17 protein-coding genes are annotated in these 17,326 nt (G+C 49.4%); 9 read left to right on the top strand and 8 right to left on the bottom strand.

Going from position 1 to position 17,326, the window contains the following annotated elements; translation table 11 throughout:
* Positions 1-480: 480 nt before the first annotated feature.
* The gene (locus tag C0081_RS08995) at positions 481-819 is read left to right on the top strand and encodes a P-II family nitrogen regulator (protein ID WP_101533472.1); all 339 of its coding nucleotides are present in this window, start codon (positions 481-483) and stop codon (positions 817-819) included.
* Positions 820-976: 157 nt separating this feature from the next.
* Positions 977-2,386 carry a type I glutamate--ammonia ligase gene (gene glnA, locus C0081_RS08990; protein WP_101533471.1) on the top strand — a complete coding sequence of 470 codons (1,410 nt, stop codon included), beginning with the start codon at positions 977-979 and terminating at the stop codon, positions 2,384-2,386.
* Positions 2,387-2,571: 185 nt separating this feature from the next.
* Here the strand turns inward: glnA and C0081_RS08985 are convergent, their stop codons facing one another.
* Positions 2,572-3,162: a histidine phosphatase family protein gene (locus C0081_RS08985; protein ID WP_180966818.1), complete on the bottom strand. Its 591-nt coding sequence runs from the start codon at positions 3,160-3,162 to the stop codon at positions 2,572-2,574.
* Positions 3,163-3,759: 597 nt separating this feature from the next.
* On the opposite strand from C0081_RS08985, the gene parE reads away from it, so the two are divergent.
* The 7 genes from parE (at position 3,760) to C0081_RS08950 (ending at position 11,171) form a co-directional block, all read left to right on the top strand.
* Positions 3,760-5,820, top strand: coding sequence for a DNA topoisomerase IV subunit B (gene parE, locus C0081_RS08980; RefSeq protein WP_101533469.1), 2,061 nt, complete (start codon positions 3,760-3,762; stop codon positions 5,818-5,820).
* Positions 5,789-6,205 carry a TIGR02301 family protein gene (locus C0081_RS08975; protein WP_101533468.1) on the top strand — a complete coding sequence of 139 codons (417 nt, stop codon included), beginning with the start codon at positions 5,789-5,791 and terminating at the stop codon, positions 6,203-6,205. Before parE ends, C0081_RS08975 begins: the two co-directional genes overlap by 32 nt.
* Before the next feature lie 157 nt (positions 6,206-6,362).
* A complete protein-coding gene (locus tag C0081_RS08970; RefSeq protein ID WP_245417900.1) occupies positions 6,363-6,641 on the top strand; it encodes a hypothetical protein in 279 nt (92 codons plus the stop codon).
* A gap of 216 nt (positions 6,642-6,857) precedes the next feature.
* A complete protein-coding gene (locus C0081_RS08965; protein WP_146006430.1) occupies positions 6,858-7,574 on the top strand; it encodes a hypothetical protein in 717 nt (238 codons plus the stop codon).
* Between the two features lie 111 nt (positions 7,575-7,685).
* Positions 7,686-8,156: a hypothetical protein gene (locus C0081_RS08960; protein WP_101533466.1), complete on the top strand. Its 471-nt coding sequence runs from the start codon at positions 7,686-7,688 to the stop codon at positions 8,154-8,156.
* Between the two features lie 236 nt (positions 8,157-8,392).
* Complete coding sequence (locus C0081_RS08955; protein WP_101533465.1) at positions 8,393-9,925, top strand: DEAD/DEAH box helicase; 1,533 nt, start codon at positions 8,393-8,395, stop codon at positions 9,923-9,925.
* A 181-nt stretch (positions 9,926-10,106) separates the two neighbouring features.
* Positions 10,107-11,171: a GGDEF domain-containing protein gene (locus tag C0081_RS08950; protein WP_101533464.1), complete on the top strand. Its 1,065-nt coding sequence runs from the start codon at positions 10,107-10,109 to the stop codon at positions 11,169-11,171.
* A 91-nt stretch (positions 11,172-11,262) separates the two neighbouring features.
* Here C0081_RS08950 and sufA read toward each other — a convergent pair whose 3' ends face one another.
* From sufA to sufB, 7 genes are all read right to left on the bottom strand, one after another.
* Complete coding sequence (gene sufA, locus C0081_RS08945; RefSeq protein ID WP_101533463.1) at positions 11,263-11,649, bottom strand: Fe-S cluster assembly scaffold SufA; 387 nt, start codon at positions 11,647-11,649, stop codon at positions 11,263-11,265.
* Positions 11,650-11,736: 87 nt separating this feature from the next.
* A complete protein-coding gene (locus tag C0081_RS08940) occupies positions 11,737-12,075 on the bottom strand; it encodes an SUF system Fe-S cluster assembly protein (protein WP_245417915.1) in 339 nt (112 codons plus the stop codon).
* Between the two features lie 158 nt (positions 12,076-12,233).
* On the bottom strand, positions 12,234-13,481 hold the full coding sequence (locus tag C0081_RS08935; RefSeq protein ID WP_245417899.1) for a cysteine desulfurase: 1,248 nt from the start codon (positions 13,479-13,481) through the stop codon (positions 12,234-12,236).
* 48 nt (positions 13,482-13,529) lie between these two features.
* A complete protein-coding gene (sufD, locus tag C0081_RS08930; protein WP_101533461.1) occupies positions 13,530-14,837 on the bottom strand; it encodes a Fe-S cluster assembly protein SufD in 1,308 nt (435 codons plus the stop codon).
* 12 nt (positions 14,838-14,849) lie between these two features.
* A complete protein-coding gene (gene sufC, locus C0081_RS08925; RefSeq protein ID WP_101533733.1) occupies positions 14,850-15,602 on the bottom strand; it encodes a Fe-S cluster assembly ATPase SufC in 753 nt (250 codons plus the stop codon).
* Positions 15,603-15,657: 55 nt separating this feature from the next.
* Positions 15,658-15,801, bottom strand: a complete 144-nt coding sequence (locus tag C0081_RS23390) for a hypothetical protein (RefSeq protein WP_210200447.1) — start codon at positions 15,799-15,801, stop codon at positions 15,658-15,660.
* Positions 15,802-15,815: 14 nt separating this feature from the next.
* The gene (gene sufB, locus C0081_RS08920) at positions 15,816-17,294 is read right to left on the bottom strand and encodes a Fe-S cluster assembly protein SufB (RefSeq protein WP_101533732.1); all 1,479 of its coding nucleotides are present in this window, start codon (positions 17,292-17,294) and stop codon (positions 15,816-15,818) included.
* Positions 17,295-17,326 lie beyond the last annotated feature (32 nt).

Raw genomic sequence — 17,326 nt, 5'->3', positions numbered from 1 at the left:
GAACGGCACATGCAACACAGGCCCCATGAAAACAGCAAAACCCAGTCATGCCATCATCACCGGCCAAACTTGCCCGCATATTATGCAAAAGCATGCACCAATCTTGTAAAATGCCACAAAAATAATCCGATATTCCGACACGGGACCCATCAGGCGCCAACCAATATTGCACAATTAATGACCTTTTGCCTAATATTGCATCACTCTATTTCCCCAAATTGCCTCATAATTCGACCATTAAACACTGGCAAAACCCCTATTTTCCTGCTTTTATTTGCAGCAACTGAATTGGCACATAGAATGCATTAATTTTACAAGTCAGGCGGTTGGATTTTTGGCTCACTCCATCGCGAGTTCAAATCTTCAGATTTATCTGATTTGTAAATCGACCTATCGCAAGACCTGTCGCGCGAGGATCAGCCTTGGTGCCACACCAACTAGGGCCCCAAAAGGGCAGCAATTATTTGGGAAGCAACTGCTATGAAAAAGATCGAGGCAATCATCAAACCCTTCAAACTTGATGAAGTCAAAGAAGCTCTGCAGGAAGTCGGCCTTCAGGGCATCACAGTGATCGAAGCCAAAGGTTTTGGCCGTCAAAAAGGTCACACGGAGCTGTACCGCGGCGCTGAATATGTCGTAGATTTTCTTCCCAAAGTGAAAGTCGAAGTCATCCTCGCAGACGAACAGGTCGACGACGCAATCGAAGCCATCCAAAAGGCGGCCCAGACCGGTCGTATTGGCGACGGCAAGATCTTTATCTCCACAATTGAGCAGGCCATTCGCATTCGTACCGGCGAGACCGGCAACGAAGCAATCTGATCAACCGGACCATTACGCCAAGATGCTTTCTTCGGACAGGCATCGAGAATTCAAAACAACCTTCTAGAGAACAGTCAATTTTTCGAAATATCTTTGAGGCCTAGCAATCAAATGCCTCAAATTTCCTTCGAGAACATAGGCCAAAAAGGACACTGGAATGAGCACTGCAGCTGAAATCGTCAAGATGATCGCAGACAATGACATTAAATATGTAGATATTCGCTTTACCGATCCGCGCGGCAAGCTGCAGCACGTGACCGTTATCGAGCATGAAGTCGATGAAGACTTCCTTGCTGACGGTTTCATGTTTGACGGCTCTTCGATCGCAGGCTGGAAGTCCATTGAAGCGTCAGACATGAAGCTGATGCCAGATTGCGACAGCGCATACATCGATCCATTCTACGCCGAAAGCACCCTGTGCATTCACTGCTCCGTTGTAGAGCCAGACACTGGCGCAGCGTATGCTCGCGATCCACGCGGCACCGCAGAGAAAGCCGAAGCCTACCTCAAGTTCACCGGTATTGGCGACGTTTCCTATTGGGGTCCAGAAGCTGAATTCTTCATCTTCGACAATGTCCGCTACTCCAACTCCATCAACAAAGTGTCTTACGAAGTTGATGCAATCGATGCTTCATGGAACACCGATTCTGAATATGAAATGGGCAACTCCGGTCATCGTCCAGGCGTCAAAGGTGGCTACTTCCCAGTAAACCCTGTGGATCATGGCCAGGACATCCGTTCTGAAATGCTGACCACCATGAAAAGCATCGGCATGAAAGTTGACAAACACCACCACGAAGTGGCGTCCTGTCAGCACGAACTGGGCTTGGTATTTGGCACATTGACGACACAGGCCGATGAGCTGCAGAAATACAAATATGTCGTCCACAATGTGGCACAGGCATATGGCAAATCTGCAACCTTCATGCCAAAGCCAATCTACGGCGATAACGGCACCGGCATGCACTGCAACATGTCCATCTGGAAAGACGGCAAACCTCTCTTTGCTGGCGACAAATATGCTGATCTGTCTCAGGAAGCCCTGTATTTCATCGGCGGTATTCTGAAGCACGCAAAAACGCTGAACGCTTTCACCAACCCGTCAACAAACTCCTACAAGCGCCTGATCCCGGGTTTTGAAGCCCCTGTGCTTCGTGCTTATTCGGCCAGCAACCGTTCCGGCTGCGTACGCATTCCTTGGACCGATAGCCCGAAAGCAAAACGCGTTGAAGCACGCTTCCCAGATCCTTCTGCAAACCCATATCTCTGCTTTGCAGCATTGCTGATGGCCGGTCTTGACGGCATCACCAACAAGATCGATCCGGGCCCAGCCATGGATAAAAACCTTTATGATCTGCCACCAGAAGAGCTGGAAGGCATTCCAACTGTCTGTGGTTCCCTGCGCGAAGCGCTGGATAGCCTTGCCGCTGATCATGATTTCTTGCTGGCTGGCGACGTATTCACCAAAGATCAGATCGAAGGTTACATCGACCTGAAAATGGAAGAAGTAGAAACCTACGAACACACACCTCATCCTGTTGAGTTCGGCATGTACTACTCTTGCTAATCAGCAAATACGATCAAGAATCGAAAAGGGCCGGTTTTTACCGGCCCTTTTTAGTGCAAACACACCCTGTTGGATCATAAATTCATCCGCAAAACCATATCTGCGTCCGCTTCGACATCATGCGTTCAGCCTTGCCTATAAATGCGCAGCTGTTCGGTATGATCTAGATTCAAATCAGAAAAACGTCAGAACGATTCTTCCATCGGCAACCATCCATGCAGCACTCTTTGATCGGTCCAGTCGATGGTTATGTAATTGCCTCCGCCCGGCGGTTGATCAAATTTACGATCAATATCAAGGCCAGCAAAATGGCAATAGAGCAAAGTCCCAACTCCGCCGTGGCCGACGAGAAGAATATCGCCCCTCAACGGCGCCAACCGCCTGTAATGTTTGACGGCCACCTCCACCTGCTCGACAATACGGGCCTGCGCATGGACAGCAGACTCCCACCCTCGGATAGAGCGATTGGGATGTTTCATAAATTCAGTGACCGTCCGCTCAAACGCCAGAGGAGGCAAATATCCGGTCGAAGATCTGTCATTTTCATGCATTTTGGCATTGATGCGCAAATCGAGCCCAAATTGCTTTGCAATAGGTTGGGCCGTTTCCATAGCCTTACGCTCTGGACTGGACATGACATAGCCAACATCCCGTATCCACTGCGTATTCAAAAGATTATAAACCCTTTGAATCCCCAGAGCACTCAAGCTCCAGTCTGGGACCGGAAACTGAGGTTCAATAAAAACCTGCGGATGGGAAAGATAGCGAACGAGCATAACATCAACCCTATGATAGCCGTCCGGCATACCAAATCGGGGTGCCTATAAAAGCAAGAAAAAAAGCGCAAGCGCGCACGTCGCACTCACATTGAGAAGCACAGGGAACCCGACAGGATTTTGGCTTCGAGTATGCGCACGATCAGCCCGATACAAACTTGATTTCAGCTCATATACAGACGCACGCAAATTATCGATGTCTGCCTCAACCTTATTCATAAATATCCCGCATTTCAGTGCCCCCAGCTATGGACCTACACTACAGGCCAAATAGTTAACAAACATTAACCATAATATCTTTCCAACATACTGCCCGTACTTTGCGCGCAGCTTAGCCGCAGTTTGAGCATCCTTGCCACTTACCCGTAAAAACGGCAGATTATGAGCCACAATGCCCAGATCTACACCCATTCCCTTGGCTATAAAGACAGACCAACCGGCCTAACTATGGCTTTCTCACCATTTCCATCCAATTTTATTCTACGCTCCCTTGACCCCTCCCCCGTTCATCAAGACATTGTGTGAACAAATCGGCGCCTGATTCGCGTCTGGATATTTGCCGGGAAAGACCGGTCACTTCGAAACAATGGGTAGTCAATGTCTGCATCTGACGATCTTTTCGCCGCAATGCCAACACCAAAGGGTGGCAAAGCCGCCGCCAAAGCGCCAAAACCGGCAGCCACAGCAAAGCCGCAGACCACGCCAGCCCCAGCGATACCGGAAGCCAAGGCAGACTATACCGCTGCGGATATCGAGGTTCTGGAAGGCTTGGAGCCGGTTCGTCGTCGCCCCGGCATGTATATCGGTGGAACAGACGAAAAGGCACTGCACCATTTGTTTGCCGAAGTCATCGACAACTCGATGGATGAAGCTGTCGCCGGCCATGCCTCATGGATTGAAGTGGAATTGCTGCCAGACAACACTTTGGTTGTCACAGACAACGGCCGCGGCATCCCGGTTGATCCGCATCCGAAATTCAAAGACAAATCCGCCCTTGAAGTAATCCTGACCACCTTGCACGCGGGCGGTAAGTTTGATTCCAAAGTGTATGAGACATCAGGCGGTCTTCATGGTGTGGGCGTTTCGGTCGTCAACGCTTTGTCAGAAACCCTCGTGGTGGAAGTGGCGCGCAACAAAAAGCTCTACAGCCAGAGTTTCTCGCGCGGCATCGCCCAAGGCCCGATCGCGCTTCTTGGCGACACCCACAATCGGCGCGGCACCAAAGTCACCTTCAAACCGGATCATGAGATATTCGGCAAAAAGTTGAGTTTCCGCCCCGAGCAACTGCTCGATATGGCGAGATCAAAAGCTTATCTGTTTGGTGGCGTTGAAATCCGCTGGATTTGTGCTCCGGAATTGCTCGAAAACAATCCGGAAATTCAGCCAAAAGCCACCTTCCATTTCCCCGGAGGCCTCAAAGACTATCTTGGCGAGACCTTGGGCAAGCAGAACTTTGTTACCCCAGAGATCTTTGCGGGCAAAAGTGAAAAAACAGGCGGTCATGGTGCCGTTGAATGGGCCGTATGTTGGTATGGGGGCGATGGTTTTTCCCATTCCTACTGTAACACGGTCCCCACACCAGAAGGCGGCACCCATGAGAGCGGCCTGCGCACAGCCCTCCTCCGCGGCCTTAAAAACTATGCAGAGTTGACCAACAACAAAAAGGGTGCGGTCATCACAGCGGATGATGTCATGACAAGCGCAGGAGCCCTTCTGTCGGTATTTATTCGTGAGCCCGAGTTTGTCGGCCAAACCAAAGATCGTCTTGCCAGCAATTCCGCCACACGCATTGTCGAACAAGCCATACGCGACCAATTTGACCACTGGCTAACCAACGCCCCACAGCAGGCCAATCGCTTGCTGGAATGGGTCATTGATCGCGCCGATGAACGCCTGCGCCGCCGTAAGGAACGCGACGTCAACCGCAAGTCCGCTGTTCGTAAGCTGCGGCTACCGGGCAAACTCGCAGACTGCTCGCAAAATGCCAAAGGCGACACTGAAATCTTTATTGTGGAAGGGGATTCCGCTGGCGGCTCGGCTAAACAGGCACGCAACCGTGCCACACAAGCCATTCTGCCTTTGCGCGGCAAAATCCTCAACGTGGCCAACGCCAGCCGTGACAAGCTCCAAGCAAACCAGCTGCTTGGCGATTTAGTGCAGGCTTTGGGCTGCGGCACTCGCAACTCCTACAGCGATGACGAACTACGCTATGATCGCGTCATCATCATGACCGATGCTGACGTTGACGGCGCGCACATCGCCTCACTGCTGCTAACCTATTTCCAAAGGGAAATGCCCCAACTCATTCAAAACGGTCATCTCTATTTGGCGATTCCACCGCTCTATCGCATTAGCCAAGGCGGCAAAACACTGTATGCTCGTGATGATCAGCACAAGGATGAATTGCTGGCGACAGAATTCAAAGGCAAAGCCAAGATTGATATCGGGCGCTTTAAAGGCTTGGGTGAAATGATGCCAGCCCAGCTCAAAGAAACAACGATGGATCCCAAAAAGCGCACATTGCTGAAAGTCCAGATCGTTGATATGGTGCTAGGCGAGACCAAAGACGCTGTCACGCGCCTAATGGGCAACAAACCAGAGGCCCGCTTTGAATTCATTCAGGAAAATGCTGAATTTGCGACCGATCTCGACATTTAGTAAGCGCACAGCCTTGCTTCTGATGCTGATGCTGTTCACAACGGGTCAGGCCCCAAGCACAGCCACAGCAGCAGACGGCAACTTGCCGCCCTACGAGCAAAGTCTCCGACGGCTCAGTTCAATCGTCGGTGCCTTGATGTATCTTGATCCGCTTTGCAACAACAGCCAAGCGGCGAGTTGGCATGATCAAATGGCCGCCTTGTTGGAGGCAGAAAATGCCGATGACTCGCGTCGGCGCCAACTGATAGATCGCTTCAATCGAAGCTACAGCTCCTATGCGCGCACCTATACCAGCTGCAACAGCCAAGCCGCAAAGATTACCGCGCTTTATCATACCGAAGCACAAGAGCTGCTGACCAACATGAAACTGCGCCACGCCCGTTAACCAATTGGGCCAAAAGCTTCGGATAAAATTAACACTTTCATTACCATTTCCCCACTCAGCTCCGCAAACATGCTAAATCTGTCCCAGAGCCGCCTTGATTCCATAGTCTAGTTGCCTGGAACACGGCGTTAAAAGGTTAATTTAAAGGGGCGAGTCCATGACCAATAAATCAAGCAATCAAGTGCCCTTTTCCAAAGAGCATGAAGCACTGGAAATTGACCGCCAGAAACAACAAGCGCTTTCCATTCTGGGTGACGTGTGGGATCAAGCCTCCGATGACGGCATGAATATCGACTGCCTGTCCCATGCAGCTTTGTTCCAAGCACTGAGCAGTCTTGTCTTGGCCTATGGCGAAGAATCTGTTGCAAAATTTTGCAACGACTTACCCAATCGCATCATGTGTGGTGATTACAGCCTTGAGCGCAAACTACAGTAGATTCAGCATAAAATCCGGCAGCATTCCTATAGGATTCAGTCACACGACAATAAGTTTCGTTTGGCAATTCCTTTGATTGTAGAGCATCCAGGGCCTTAAGACTTGCAAAGTATCCGCTTCCATAGGATCATCGCACTCCTCATGTCTCATATGCGAGATGCATCAATGCTAGCCTGCCTGAACACGCGTTTACCGACTCTTTTCCTGGCATCATTGATGTCTTTGTCTGCAGGGGCTTGCCTTGCCAGTCAAGTAACCACCGAACGCATCATAACCTTGCCTGACTATTCTGCCAGCAGCCCGGATACATCTCCAATTCTGGGGCCCAATGGCGAAGGATCAGGAGGGTCGAGAATCAGCATTGATGGTGAAATAACCTCAGAAACGCCTGACTCCGATGACACAGACTCCGATATTGATGACACTCCCGATATGTTATCAGACCAGCCCGTTTTTACCGGACCACTCCCAACGATCATGAGTGACATAGACGCCCTTCCCATGCCGGTTCAAAATATGCACAAAGCGCTATATAGAGCCGCTTTGTCAGGCACGATCGAAGCGCTTCGCACCCCCATTGAAATGAATGAAATGCCGCCGATCCTCGGACTTGAAGAAGGACAAGGTGACCCTATCGAGCAATTACGCCAGATGACAAGTGCTCCGGATGGTGCGGAAATTCTCGCTATCCTTGCCGAAATATTGGAAAGCAATTTTGTATTGATTGGGCAAGGCACCCCGCAGGAAATGTATGTCTGGCCCTATTTTGCGCACTACCCAGTGTCTGCCCTGACTGCGCCGCAGAGAGTGGAACTTTTCCGTCTCATTACATCCGGAGATTATGAGGAGATGGACGCACTGGGACAGTATATATTTTTCCGCGTCGGTATAGCCCCCGATGGAACGTGGCACTATTTTGTCGCAGGAGAGTAATTTTCCGAGACAGAAAGGCCACCTGTGCAGCAGGTATCCTTGCAAAAATCCCGTTAAAACCTCATATTGATAAACAAAATGACAGTATTGCAGCGATAGTGGGGATGGAAAATGGGACGCCGTGACAAAAAAAGGCGTAGCGCGCGTCGTTCGCTTGTGCAAACCGATCCCTTTGAAGAGCATCTGCTACAAATTTCTCGTAAGAAAAAAGATCATGGATACGGTTCGCTCGTGAGAAGAACTGTATTTTTCCAATTCCGTCTTGCAGCTGATGGGCTGCGCGATTTGTTGTTAAGTCCGATTTGTGTGATTGCGGCTTTATTGGGTTTGCTGCGACCAGACAATCCATCTTGGGCACTAGACCGGCTGATGAAATTTGGCCGATCTTCGGACCGCTGGATTAACTTGTTTGAGCAGGAAGATCATTGCATGAGCCAAGAGAAAAACCCGACGATTGACGACCTCTTCAATCACGTCGAACGCGAAGTCAAAACACGCATGGACCCACATGCCTCACCTGAAGACATCCGCTGGGCGAGCCAATTTTCAGCGGCGGCCCGTAATAAGCGACCCAACATTTAACTGATATCGATAGGACGGCAAGACGCCAAACCAACTAATCGGTAGCCATTTTGGGGAAAATTGGCTAAAACGAACGAAATACTCTTCAAATAAACCCTATTCAAGCCATTCGATTGACAAATCCTGACAAAATCGTATGGTTCGCCCATTCTTAAAACAACCACCGAACACCTTTTTGTATCCTTTCTAATCCGGACAACTTAAAGGGTCGGCGAAACAAGTGGTTCCATCATCGGATGAAATTTTCGGATCTAGGTCTGAGTGATAAAGTGCTAGCTGCCGTCGAGGCCGCTGGCTATGAAACGCCAACGCCAATTCAAGCAGAGGCAATCCCGCATGTTCTTCAACGCAAGGATGTGCTCGGTGTTGCACAGACTGGAACAGGTAAGACGGCGTCTTTCACGCTGCCTATGCTGTCCTTGCTGGAAAAGGGCCGCGCGCGCGCACGCATGCCGCGTACGCTGATTTTGGAGCCAACGAGGGAGTTGGCCGCTCAGGTTGAACAGAGCTTTGCAGTTTATGGCCAAAATCATCGCCTTACCGTTGCACTCTTGATCGGTGGTGTGTCATTTACTGAACAATTAAAAAAACTGGATCGTGGAGCGGATGTTCTCATCGCGACACCAGGCCGCTTGCTTGATCATTTTGAGCGCGGCAAACTGCTGCTCACAGGCGTTGAAACCTTTGTCGTGGATGAAGCAGACCGTATGCTCGATATGGGGTTCATTCCAGACATTGAACGCATTTGCAAATTGCTACCCTTCACACGTCAAACAGTCTTCTTTTCGGCAACGATGCCAAATGAAATCAAGTCATTGGTCGATCAGTTCCTACATAACCCTGTGCGCGTAGAAGTGACCAAAGCCGCATCAACAGCGAAGACCATCACCCAGCGTTTGATCTCTTCAGGAAGCAAGCCATGGGATAAGAGGTCCACATTGCGATCTCTCATCGAGGATGCAAAAGACTTGCAAAACGCCATCGTGTTTTGCAATCGCAAACGAGATGTTGCAACGGTTTGCCGGTCTCTTCAGAAGCATGGCTTTAATGCCGGTGCGTTGCATGGAGATATGGATCAGACGTCGCGCACGGCAACTCTGGACGGGTTCAAAGGCGGGGGCATTAGCATCCTTGTCGCCAGTGACGTAGCTGCTCGCGGTCTGGATATTCCAAGCGTTAGTCATGTCTTCAACTTCGACCTGCCAACACACGCAGAAGATTATGTTCACCGAATCGGTCGAACTGGACGAGCGGGCCGTGAAGGCATGGCAATCTCTATTGCCACGAAAGCAGACCGAAAATATATCGATGCGATTCAAGTTCTGACCGGCGACGGTGTTGAATGGATTGGTGAAATGGATTTCTCATCTCATTCAGAAGAGTCTGAGGATGAGAAACCACAGAGCAAGCGCCCGCGCCGCAATCGTGGTGGAAAATCCAAAAGTGAAAACAAATCTGGCGACGAACGTCAGTCAAAATCACGTCCGAAACGCCAAAGTTCAAGCGAAGAAACACCCAAACCTGAGGAAAAAGCTGTATCCATTCCGGAGCCTACACCTCAACCTCGTCAAGACGTGCAATCTGAACGACGCAGCGCACCAAAAGCTCCACAGCAGTCCAGACCGAGCCAACCCCGTAGTAGTGGCCGACGAAATCGGGACCGTGATGATCGTCAGGTCATTGGCATGGGCGATCATGTGCCGGCATTCTTGCTACAGCCAATCCGTCCAACCAAAAGCAAATCTCAAGATAGTGATTCTGCAGAATAAACGGCATCGCTTAAGCAAGGTATTTTTTTGAAAAGCGCCAGCTCTGTCTGGCGCTTTTTCTATTCGGAAACTGAATAGATCGCGCAGTTTAACGTCGCTTTAAGTCTTGATCGCCTAAACTGCTGATAATTGTTGGGGCGATTACAAGGGACTGCGCTCTTTGCGCGCATTATCTATAGCGATGGAAAATAGCGATTTTAAACGCACATATATTTACGGAGAGTCAGCGCTAGGTAATTTGAAAAAGAATCAAATGCCCGCTTATCCGCGAAATTATGAAATTTGGTACACATATGCGGCTGGGTTCAATAGGGGATTGAACAAAGCCATTAATGATGTACTTCGTACCAACGGCACAATTACGTTGGCGCAGCTTGATACGATATACGAAGAAATATTGTCGCCAAATCGATTGAGCGACCGAGTGGATGAAGTTGGTGTCAAGATATCGTCCGAATTGCGGACGATTGTGAATGAGGTCGAGCAGTATGTAAGTTCAACCAGTAATTATGGCAACTCACTACTCGGCGCGTCTCAAGATCTGTCTAAAACCGAAGATCGCCAGGTAATTCGGGAAATTGTTTCCCAATTGATTTCGGAAACGCGAGAAGCCGAAGAGAAAAACCGATCGTTAAATGATCAGCTAGCGGCGTCTCAAGCACAAGTGATGGAGCTGCGCGAGTCTCTGGATACAATCCGTTATGAATCATTGACGGACGATTTGACCACGCTGGCAAACCGCAAGCATTTTGATCGTACGCTCGAACATGCGATGCAGGACGCAAATGAAACCGGCGAACCTTTAACCCTGCTGATAACTGATATTGACCATTTCAAACAGTTTAACGACACCTTTGGTCATCAAACCGGCGATCAGGTTCTGCGCTTGGTGGCGGTCGCAGTGAAACAAAATGTCAAGGGTCAAGACATCCCTTGCCGTTATGGTGGCGAGGAATTTGCAGTCATCTTACCACGAACAAATCTGCGCCAAGCCGTGGCTGTTGCTGAGAATATTAGAAAAGCGGTCATGGCTAAGGAATTGATAAAGCGCTCAACAGGTGAAAACCTAGGCCGCATTACCATTTCAATTGGATGCTCTGTCTTTACGCCTGGCGATCACGCACAAGATCTAATCGAACGCGCAGATCAGTGCATGTATACGGCAAAGCGCCAGGGGCGTAATCTGGTCAAATGCGAAACTGATCCAGACGTTCCAGAGCTGTTGACAGAAACAGGCGCAGCCTAAAACGTTGTCTTATGAATATAAAAAAAGCGGCTTACGAAGCCGCTTTTTTTATATTTTGTTGGTACGAAAATACAGCAGTCTCAAAGACCATTCACTGCGCTGACTTCAAAGCCTCAAGAGCAGAAGGATCGACGGGCGTTAGCGCAACAGACTCACCACAGCCACATGCTGAAGATTGATTGGGATTATTGAAGGTGAAACCTGACCGAAATTTGGTTACTTCAAATCCCATCTCTGTACCGAGCAGAAACAAGACGGCCTTGGGATCGACATAGACAGAAACGCCTTTATCCTCGACCAAGTCATCTTTGGGATCCACCTCAAAAACCTTGTCCAGTACATATTCCATACCGGCACAACCACCATTCTTCACACCCACACGAATGCCCTGAACCGGCTCATCAGATCCTTCAACAATGTCTTTGATCCGTCCAGCCGCATCATCGGTAATAGTCAGAACCTGAAATTTGCCTACCATAGGATTTCTTCTCACATTCATCGTTGCCGAAAGGACACAAAACAGACCCACATACCATGCGCCTCATTTCCATCTCTTTATATGGGGTCAGTACCAGTTGATAGCAACCTTGGCTTCTTCACTCATCCGATCTGGCGTCCAAGGAGGGTCAAAAACCATATTGACCGTTACGACACCAACACCCGCCACTGAACTGACTGCATTTTCAACCCAACCAGGCATTTCACCAGCTACCGGACATCCTGGAGCAGTCAGGGTCATGTCGATATCAACATTACGATCGTCGTCGATATCAACGCGGTAGATCAAACCAATCTCATAGATATCAGCCGGAATTTCCGGATCATAGACGGATTTCAAAGCCGCGACGATATCACCCGTTAGAGCTTCCAATTGATGTGCCGGAATACCTGAACCAGGCTCCATGCTTGGAGCGTTGGGTTCTGGAGCCGCGCTTTCATTTTGAGTTTCAGTCATACATCTATTCCATTCAAAGTCTGCTTCGCAGATCAATCCAAATTGGCTTAAAGCCCTTAATCCTGCGCATAGTCATCAAAAAGCCCAATAACTTTTCAAAGAGATAGCTAGCTAAAAAAGGTCTGGGCCTTGATCAGGGCTTCCACCAGCACATCGACATCCTCTTTACGATTATACAGCCCAAACGAGGCCCGACACGTCGAGGTGACACCAAAGCGCGTCATGAGAGGTTGCGCGCAGTGTGTACCGGCCCGAACCGCGACACCGGAACGATCAATAACCATTGAAACATCATGAGCATGAACCCCATTCATTTCAAAAGAAACAATTGCACCCTTTTCTCTAGCATGACCAATGATACGCAAAGAATTGATCGTAGAAAGGCGTTCATGCGCATAGGAACGCAAGGTTTCCTCGTGAGCAGCGATTTTATCACGCCCGAGAGTTTCCATATAGTCAATCGCCGCACCCAAACCGATGGCTTGCGCAATTGGTGGTGTACCAGCCTCGAATTTATGCGGAACATCCCCATAGGTGACACCATCAAGGGTCACGTCCTTGATCATTTCACCACCACCCATGTAGGGCGGCATTGCCTCCAACAAGTCCATCTTGCCATAAAGGACACCAATGCCTGACGGGCCATACAGCTTGTGACCGGTCATCACAAAGAAGTCAGCGTCCATGTCCTGTACGTCAATAGGCATATGCACCGCACTTTGGCTTCCATCTACCAAAACCTTGGCACCGGCAGCATGCGCTTTGGCGATGACTTCTTTGACCGGCACAATGGTGCCCAAAGCATTGGACATTTGTGTGATGGCAACGATCCTGGTGCGATCGGTCAACAAGCCTTCGAATGCGTCCATCAGGAAGTTACCGTCATCATCGACGGGAGCCCACTTTATAACCACCCCGAGCCGTTCGCGGAAATAATTCCACGGCACGATATTAGAATGGTGCTCCATGATAGAGAGAATAATCTCATCCCCCTCTTTCAGCACCATACCGCCGTAAGAACTGGCGACCAGATTGATGGCCTCAGTGGAAGAGCGGGTAAAGATCACATTCTTTTCGGATGGCGCATTCAGAAAACTGCGAACCTTTTCACGCGCAGCTTCAAACCGGTCCGTTGCTGTGTTGGACAAATAATGCAGTCCACGATGCACATTCGCATATTCATTCGAATAACAATTGACCACCGCATCGATCACGGCTTGCGGCTTTTGCGCCGACGCACCATTATCCAGATAGACCAAAGGCTTGCCATAAACTTCCCGCGACAAAATTGGAAAATCCGCACGGATGGCATCAATGTCATAGTCGGCCACAGAGGCCATAGGCAGGGACTGCATAGCTTTCATCCCGTTCAAAAGGAGGGGCATAATAGCCCCTCTATCAGATCAGTGATCAACACCCAGTCGATCAGCAATATAAGCTTCCAAAGCTTCTACAAACTGATCGTTGGACACATTTTCGACGGCTTCGGCCAAAAATGCCAAGACAAGCATTTTTTTGGCCAGATCCATCGGAATGCCGCGCGCACGCAGATAGAAAAGCAAATCTTCGTCCAATTCACCGCACGTCGCGCCGTGAGCGCACTGCACATCATCGGCAAAGATTTCCAACTCGGGCTTATTGAAGAAAGCGGCGTCTTCTGAAAGAAGCAGCGCTTGACTCATCATCTGTCCGTCGGTCTTCTGTGCGATCGGTTGCACGATAATCTTGCCCTGAAAAACACTTTCAGCGCGATCATCCATCACGGTGCGATACTGCTCTTTCGAGTTACAGTTAGGTACGGCATGATCAACCGTCAGCGTTATATCGCTGTGCTGCTGACCGTCAAGAATTGTGGTGCCATACAGCTCGGCATCACTAAACTCTCCATTAAAGCGAACAAAGGCCTGTGACCGGACAAATTTTCCGCCCGTCGACATCGTGAAATGCTCAAGCTTGGTTTTCGCACCAAGTGTCGCAGTTGTTGTGCCAACATGTATAGCATCAGCACCATCACGCAAAAGCCGCAAAGCATGCAATGTGGCCTCATCACCAACCCGATAATCAATCGCGCTGTTGAGCTGATAGCTCGCATCATCGCCGATATAGCTCTCGATGATGGAAGCAGACGCCCCCTTCCCCAGAACCACGCGACTGCGAACCGTCGCCAATCCACCGCCAAGCATAATGTTACAAATCTCGATTGGCATTTTGATTGTCGCCCCTTGGGCAACGTCAATCATCACACCATCCTGAAGCAAAGCCGTATTCAGCGACAAAGCAATGTCGCCCTTGGCGATAGCAGGATCATCAAGAATAAAACTACCCGATTGCAGCGCTTCCGAAACGGACCGAATGGAAACTTGATCCGAAATCGCATCGAGATCTGACAAATCGGCACGGTATGTCCCATTGACCAGCACCAGCCGCGCACGATCCACATCGTTCAGCATACGAGCTTTTGCCAAACGCTCAGCAATCGCAGCTTCATCAACAGGACCAGCAAGGGCCAAATCCACAGGCATAATCCGCTTGAGGTCAGAGTATTTCCATTCCTCAACGCGTTTGTTTGGCAGACCGGCGCTTTCAAACTGGGCAATTGCACTTGCGCGCAAGGAAGCAAAGTCAGAATCACCAGGAAGATCAGACTGGGCGTTCTTAAGAACGATCTCCAGCGCCTCGTCAGAGGGCATTTTTACGACAGAAAGTGACATTCATCTCTCCAATCAAGCCGCAGCTTCGCCGGTGTATTCTGCATAGCCTTTTTCTTCCAGCTCAAGGGCAAGATCCTTATCACCGGTTTTCACGATCTGGCCTTTGTACATCACATGCACAACATCCGGCACGATATAGTCGAGCAGGCGCTGATAGTGGGTGATGATCAACATGGAGCGCTCAGGTGAACGCAGAGCGTTCACGCCATCAGACACAACCCGCAAGGCATCGATATCAAGACCGGAATCGGTCTCATCAAGGATGCAAAGCTTTGGTTCCAATAACGCCATTTGCAAAATTTCATTGCGCTTCTTCTCACCACCAGAGAAGCCCACATTCAACGGGCGACGCAGCATTTCTTGGCTAATATTAAGCTTGGCAGACAGATCTTTTATTTTCTTGATAAAGTCGGGCGTTTTAATTTCCCCTTCTTCCCGCGCAATCCGCTGAGCGTTGAGCGCCGTTTTCAAGAAAGTCATATTAGACACGCCGGGGATCTCGATTGGATATTGCATCGCAAGGAACATGCCCAGTGCAGCACGCTCTTCGGGATCCATTTCTAAAACATTTTCACCACGAAAGAGAATTTCTCCTTGTGTGATTTCATAATCGTCTTTGCCAGCAAGCACATAAGACAGCGTGGATTTTCCCGAACCGTTAGGTCCCATAATGGCATGGATCTCGCCAGCATTGATGGTCAGATTGATGCCATTGAGAATTTTGTTGCCCTCAACTTCGGCATGAAGATTTTTAATTTCCAACATTGTGTTTTTCCTTTGAGGCGCCGCTTCTTCAGCTTCGCCGTCCCAGTATATCGTATCAATCGTTTGCCCGGCTGATTGGCCGGAATGGAAAGGCCTTTGACGATTCAGGCTTGGCAAAAGCCAAATCAAGAAACTGACAAATTGGCTTGAATGCAGCATCATCAATAGAGAAAACCGAACGCACGGTTTCATTACCCATGATAAAAGACCACCTTAACCAACTGAACCTTCGAGCGAAATATTGATCAACTTTTGCGCCTCGACAGCAAACTCCATCGGCAACTGCTGAATCACATCCTTCACAAAACCATTCACAATCAGGGCAACAGCCTCTTCCTCGCCAATGCCACGCGCACGGCAATAGAACATTTGGTCATCCGAGATTTTCGAGGTTGTCGCTTCATGCTCAAAAATAGCAGAAGCGTTTTTGCTTTCGATGTAAGGCACCGTATGAGCACCACATTCATTGCCAATCAACAGGCTGTCACACTGGGTGAAGTTCCTAGCGTGTTTGGCTTTTTTGTGTGCAGAAACGAGGCCGCGATAGGTGTTCTGCGACTTGCCTGCTGAGATACCCTTGGAGATGATCCGAGAAGAGGTATTCTTGCCCAAATGGATCATCTTGGTGCCGCTATCAACCTGCTGATGACCATTTGAGATGGCAATAGAGTAAAACTCGCCAACGCTGTTGTCACCGCGCAGAATACAGCTTGGATATTTCCAAGTGATAGCAGATCCGGTTTCAACCTGCGTCCAAGAAATCTTGGCATTGTCTTCGCGGCAATCTCCGCGCTTGGTCACAAAGTTATAAATACCGCCTTTGCCTTCACTGTCACCGGGGTACCAGTTCTGTACGGTAGAATATTTGATCTCGGCATCTTCCAGCGCGACCAGTTCCACCACGGCAGCATGCAGCTGATTTTCATCGCGTTGCGGGGCTGTGCAGCCTTCCAAATAGGAAACATACGACCCTTTTTCCGCAATAATCAGCGTCCGCTCAAACTGACCGGTATTCTGTTCATTGATGCGGAAATAAGTCGACAACTCCATAGGACAACGCACGCCCTCGGGGATGTAGACAAACGAGCCGTCGGTGAACACAGCAGAATTGAGCGTAGCGTAATAATTGTCACTAACCGGCACAACCGAAGCCAGATATTTCTTAACCAACTCGGGATATTCACGAATAGCTTCAGAAATCGCGCAGAAAATGACACCAGCTTTTTTCAATTCAGCCTTGAAGGTTGTTGCAACCGAGACCGAGTCGAAAACCGCATCCACAGCAACTCTGGTACGATGCTCTTCCGCAACACCAGCCAAAATTTCCTGTTCTTGCAAAGGGATACCGAGTTTTTCATAGGTACGCAGCAACTCAGGATCAACTTCATCCAAGCTTTTCAAACCCTCAGAATTTTTGGGGGCAGAATAATAATAGATGTCGTTAAAGTCGATTTTCGGATAATCGACCCGCGCCCAAGTCGGCTCTTCCATCGTCAGCCAGCGCTTATAGGCATCCAGACGCCACTCCAACATCCATTCCGGCTCTTGCTTTTTTGCCGAAATGAAGCGAATGACTTCCTCGCTCAGCCCTTTTGGTGCTCTGTCTGACTCGATGTCGGTAACAAAGCCATATTTATATTGGTCTACGTCGATCTCTTTGACCTGAGCAACCGTTTCTTTAACAGCAGCCATGAGCAACTCCATCATAGCGGTTTCAAAGACCG

This window comes from Cohaesibacter celericrescens (assembly GCF_002866925.1).
GTDB classification, from domain to species: domain Bacteria; phylum Pseudomonadota; class Alphaproteobacteria; order Rhizobiales; family Cohaesibacteraceae; genus Cohaesibacter; species Cohaesibacter celericrescens.
This window is presented reverse-complemented; position numbering and strand designations above follow the sequence as displayed.

What these genes read in the sequence shown, in the direction of transcription:
- C0081_RS08995 (WP_101533472.1), top strand. Translation starts at nt 481, where the DNA reads ATGAAAAAGATCGAGGCAATCATCAAACCCTTCAAACTTGATGAAGTC.
- glnA (WP_101533471.1), top strand. Translation starts at nt 977, where the DNA reads ATGAGCACTGCAGCTGAAATCGTCAAGATGATCGCAGACAATGACATT.
- C0081_RS08985 (WP_180966818.1), bottom strand. Translation starts at nt 3,162, where the DNA reads ATGCTCGTTCGCTATCTTTCCCATCCGCAGGTTTTTATTGAACCTCAG.
- parE (WP_101533469.1), top strand. Translation starts at nt 3,760, where the DNA reads ATGTCTGCATCTGACGATCTTTTCGCCGCAATGCCAACACCAAAGGGT.
- C0081_RS08975 (WP_101533468.1), top strand. Translation starts at nt 5,789, where the DNA reads ATGCTGAATTTGCGACCGATCTCGACATTTAGTAAGCGCACAGCCTTG.
- C0081_RS08970 (WP_245417900.1), top strand. Translation starts at nt 6,363, where the DNA reads ATGACCAATAAATCAAGCAATCAAGTGCCCTTTTCCAAAGAGCATGAA.
- C0081_RS08965 (WP_146006430.1), top strand. Translation starts at nt 6,858, where the DNA reads ATGTCTTTGTCTGCAGGGGCTTGCCTTGCCAGTCAAGTAACCACCGAA.
- C0081_RS08960 (WP_101533466.1), top strand. Translation starts at nt 7,686, where the DNA reads ATGGGACGCCGTGACAAAAAAAGGCGTAGCGCGCGTCGTTCGCTTGTG.
- C0081_RS08955 (WP_101533465.1), top strand. Translation starts at nt 8,393, where the DNA reads ATGAAATTTTCGGATCTAGGTCTGAGTGATAAAGTGCTAGCTGCCGTC.
- C0081_RS08950 (WP_101533464.1), top strand. Translation starts at nt 10,107, where the DNA reads ATGGAAAATAGCGATTTTAAACGCACATATATTTACGGAGAGTCAGCG.
- sufA (WP_101533463.1), bottom strand. Translation starts at nt 11,649, where the DNA reads ATGGTAGGCAAATTTCAGGTTCTGACTATTACCGATGATGCGGCTGGA.
- C0081_RS08940 (WP_245417915.1), bottom strand. Translation starts at nt 12,075, where the DNA reads ATGGAGCCTGGTTCAGGTATTCCGGCACATCAATTGGAAGCTCTAACG.
- C0081_RS08935 (WP_245417899.1), bottom strand. Translation starts at nt 13,481, where the DNA reads ATGCAGTCCCTGCCTATGGCCTCTGTGGCCGACTATGACATTGATGCC.
- sufD (WP_101533461.1), bottom strand. Translation starts at nt 14,837, where the DNA reads ATGTCACTTTCTGTCGTAAAAATGCCCTCTGACGAGGCGCTGGAGATC.
- sufC (WP_101533733.1), bottom strand. Translation starts at nt 15,602, where the DNA reads ATGTTGGAAATTAAAAATCTTCATGCCGAAGTTGAGGGCAACAAAATT.
- C0081_RS23390 (WP_210200447.1), bottom strand. Translation starts at nt 15,801, where the DNA reads ATGGGTAATGAAACCGTGCGTTCGGTTTTCTCTATTGATGATGCTGCA.
- sufB (WP_101533732.1), bottom strand. Translation starts at nt 17,294, where the DNA reads ATGGCTGCTGTTAAAGAAACGGTTGCTCAGGTCAAAGAGATCGACGTA.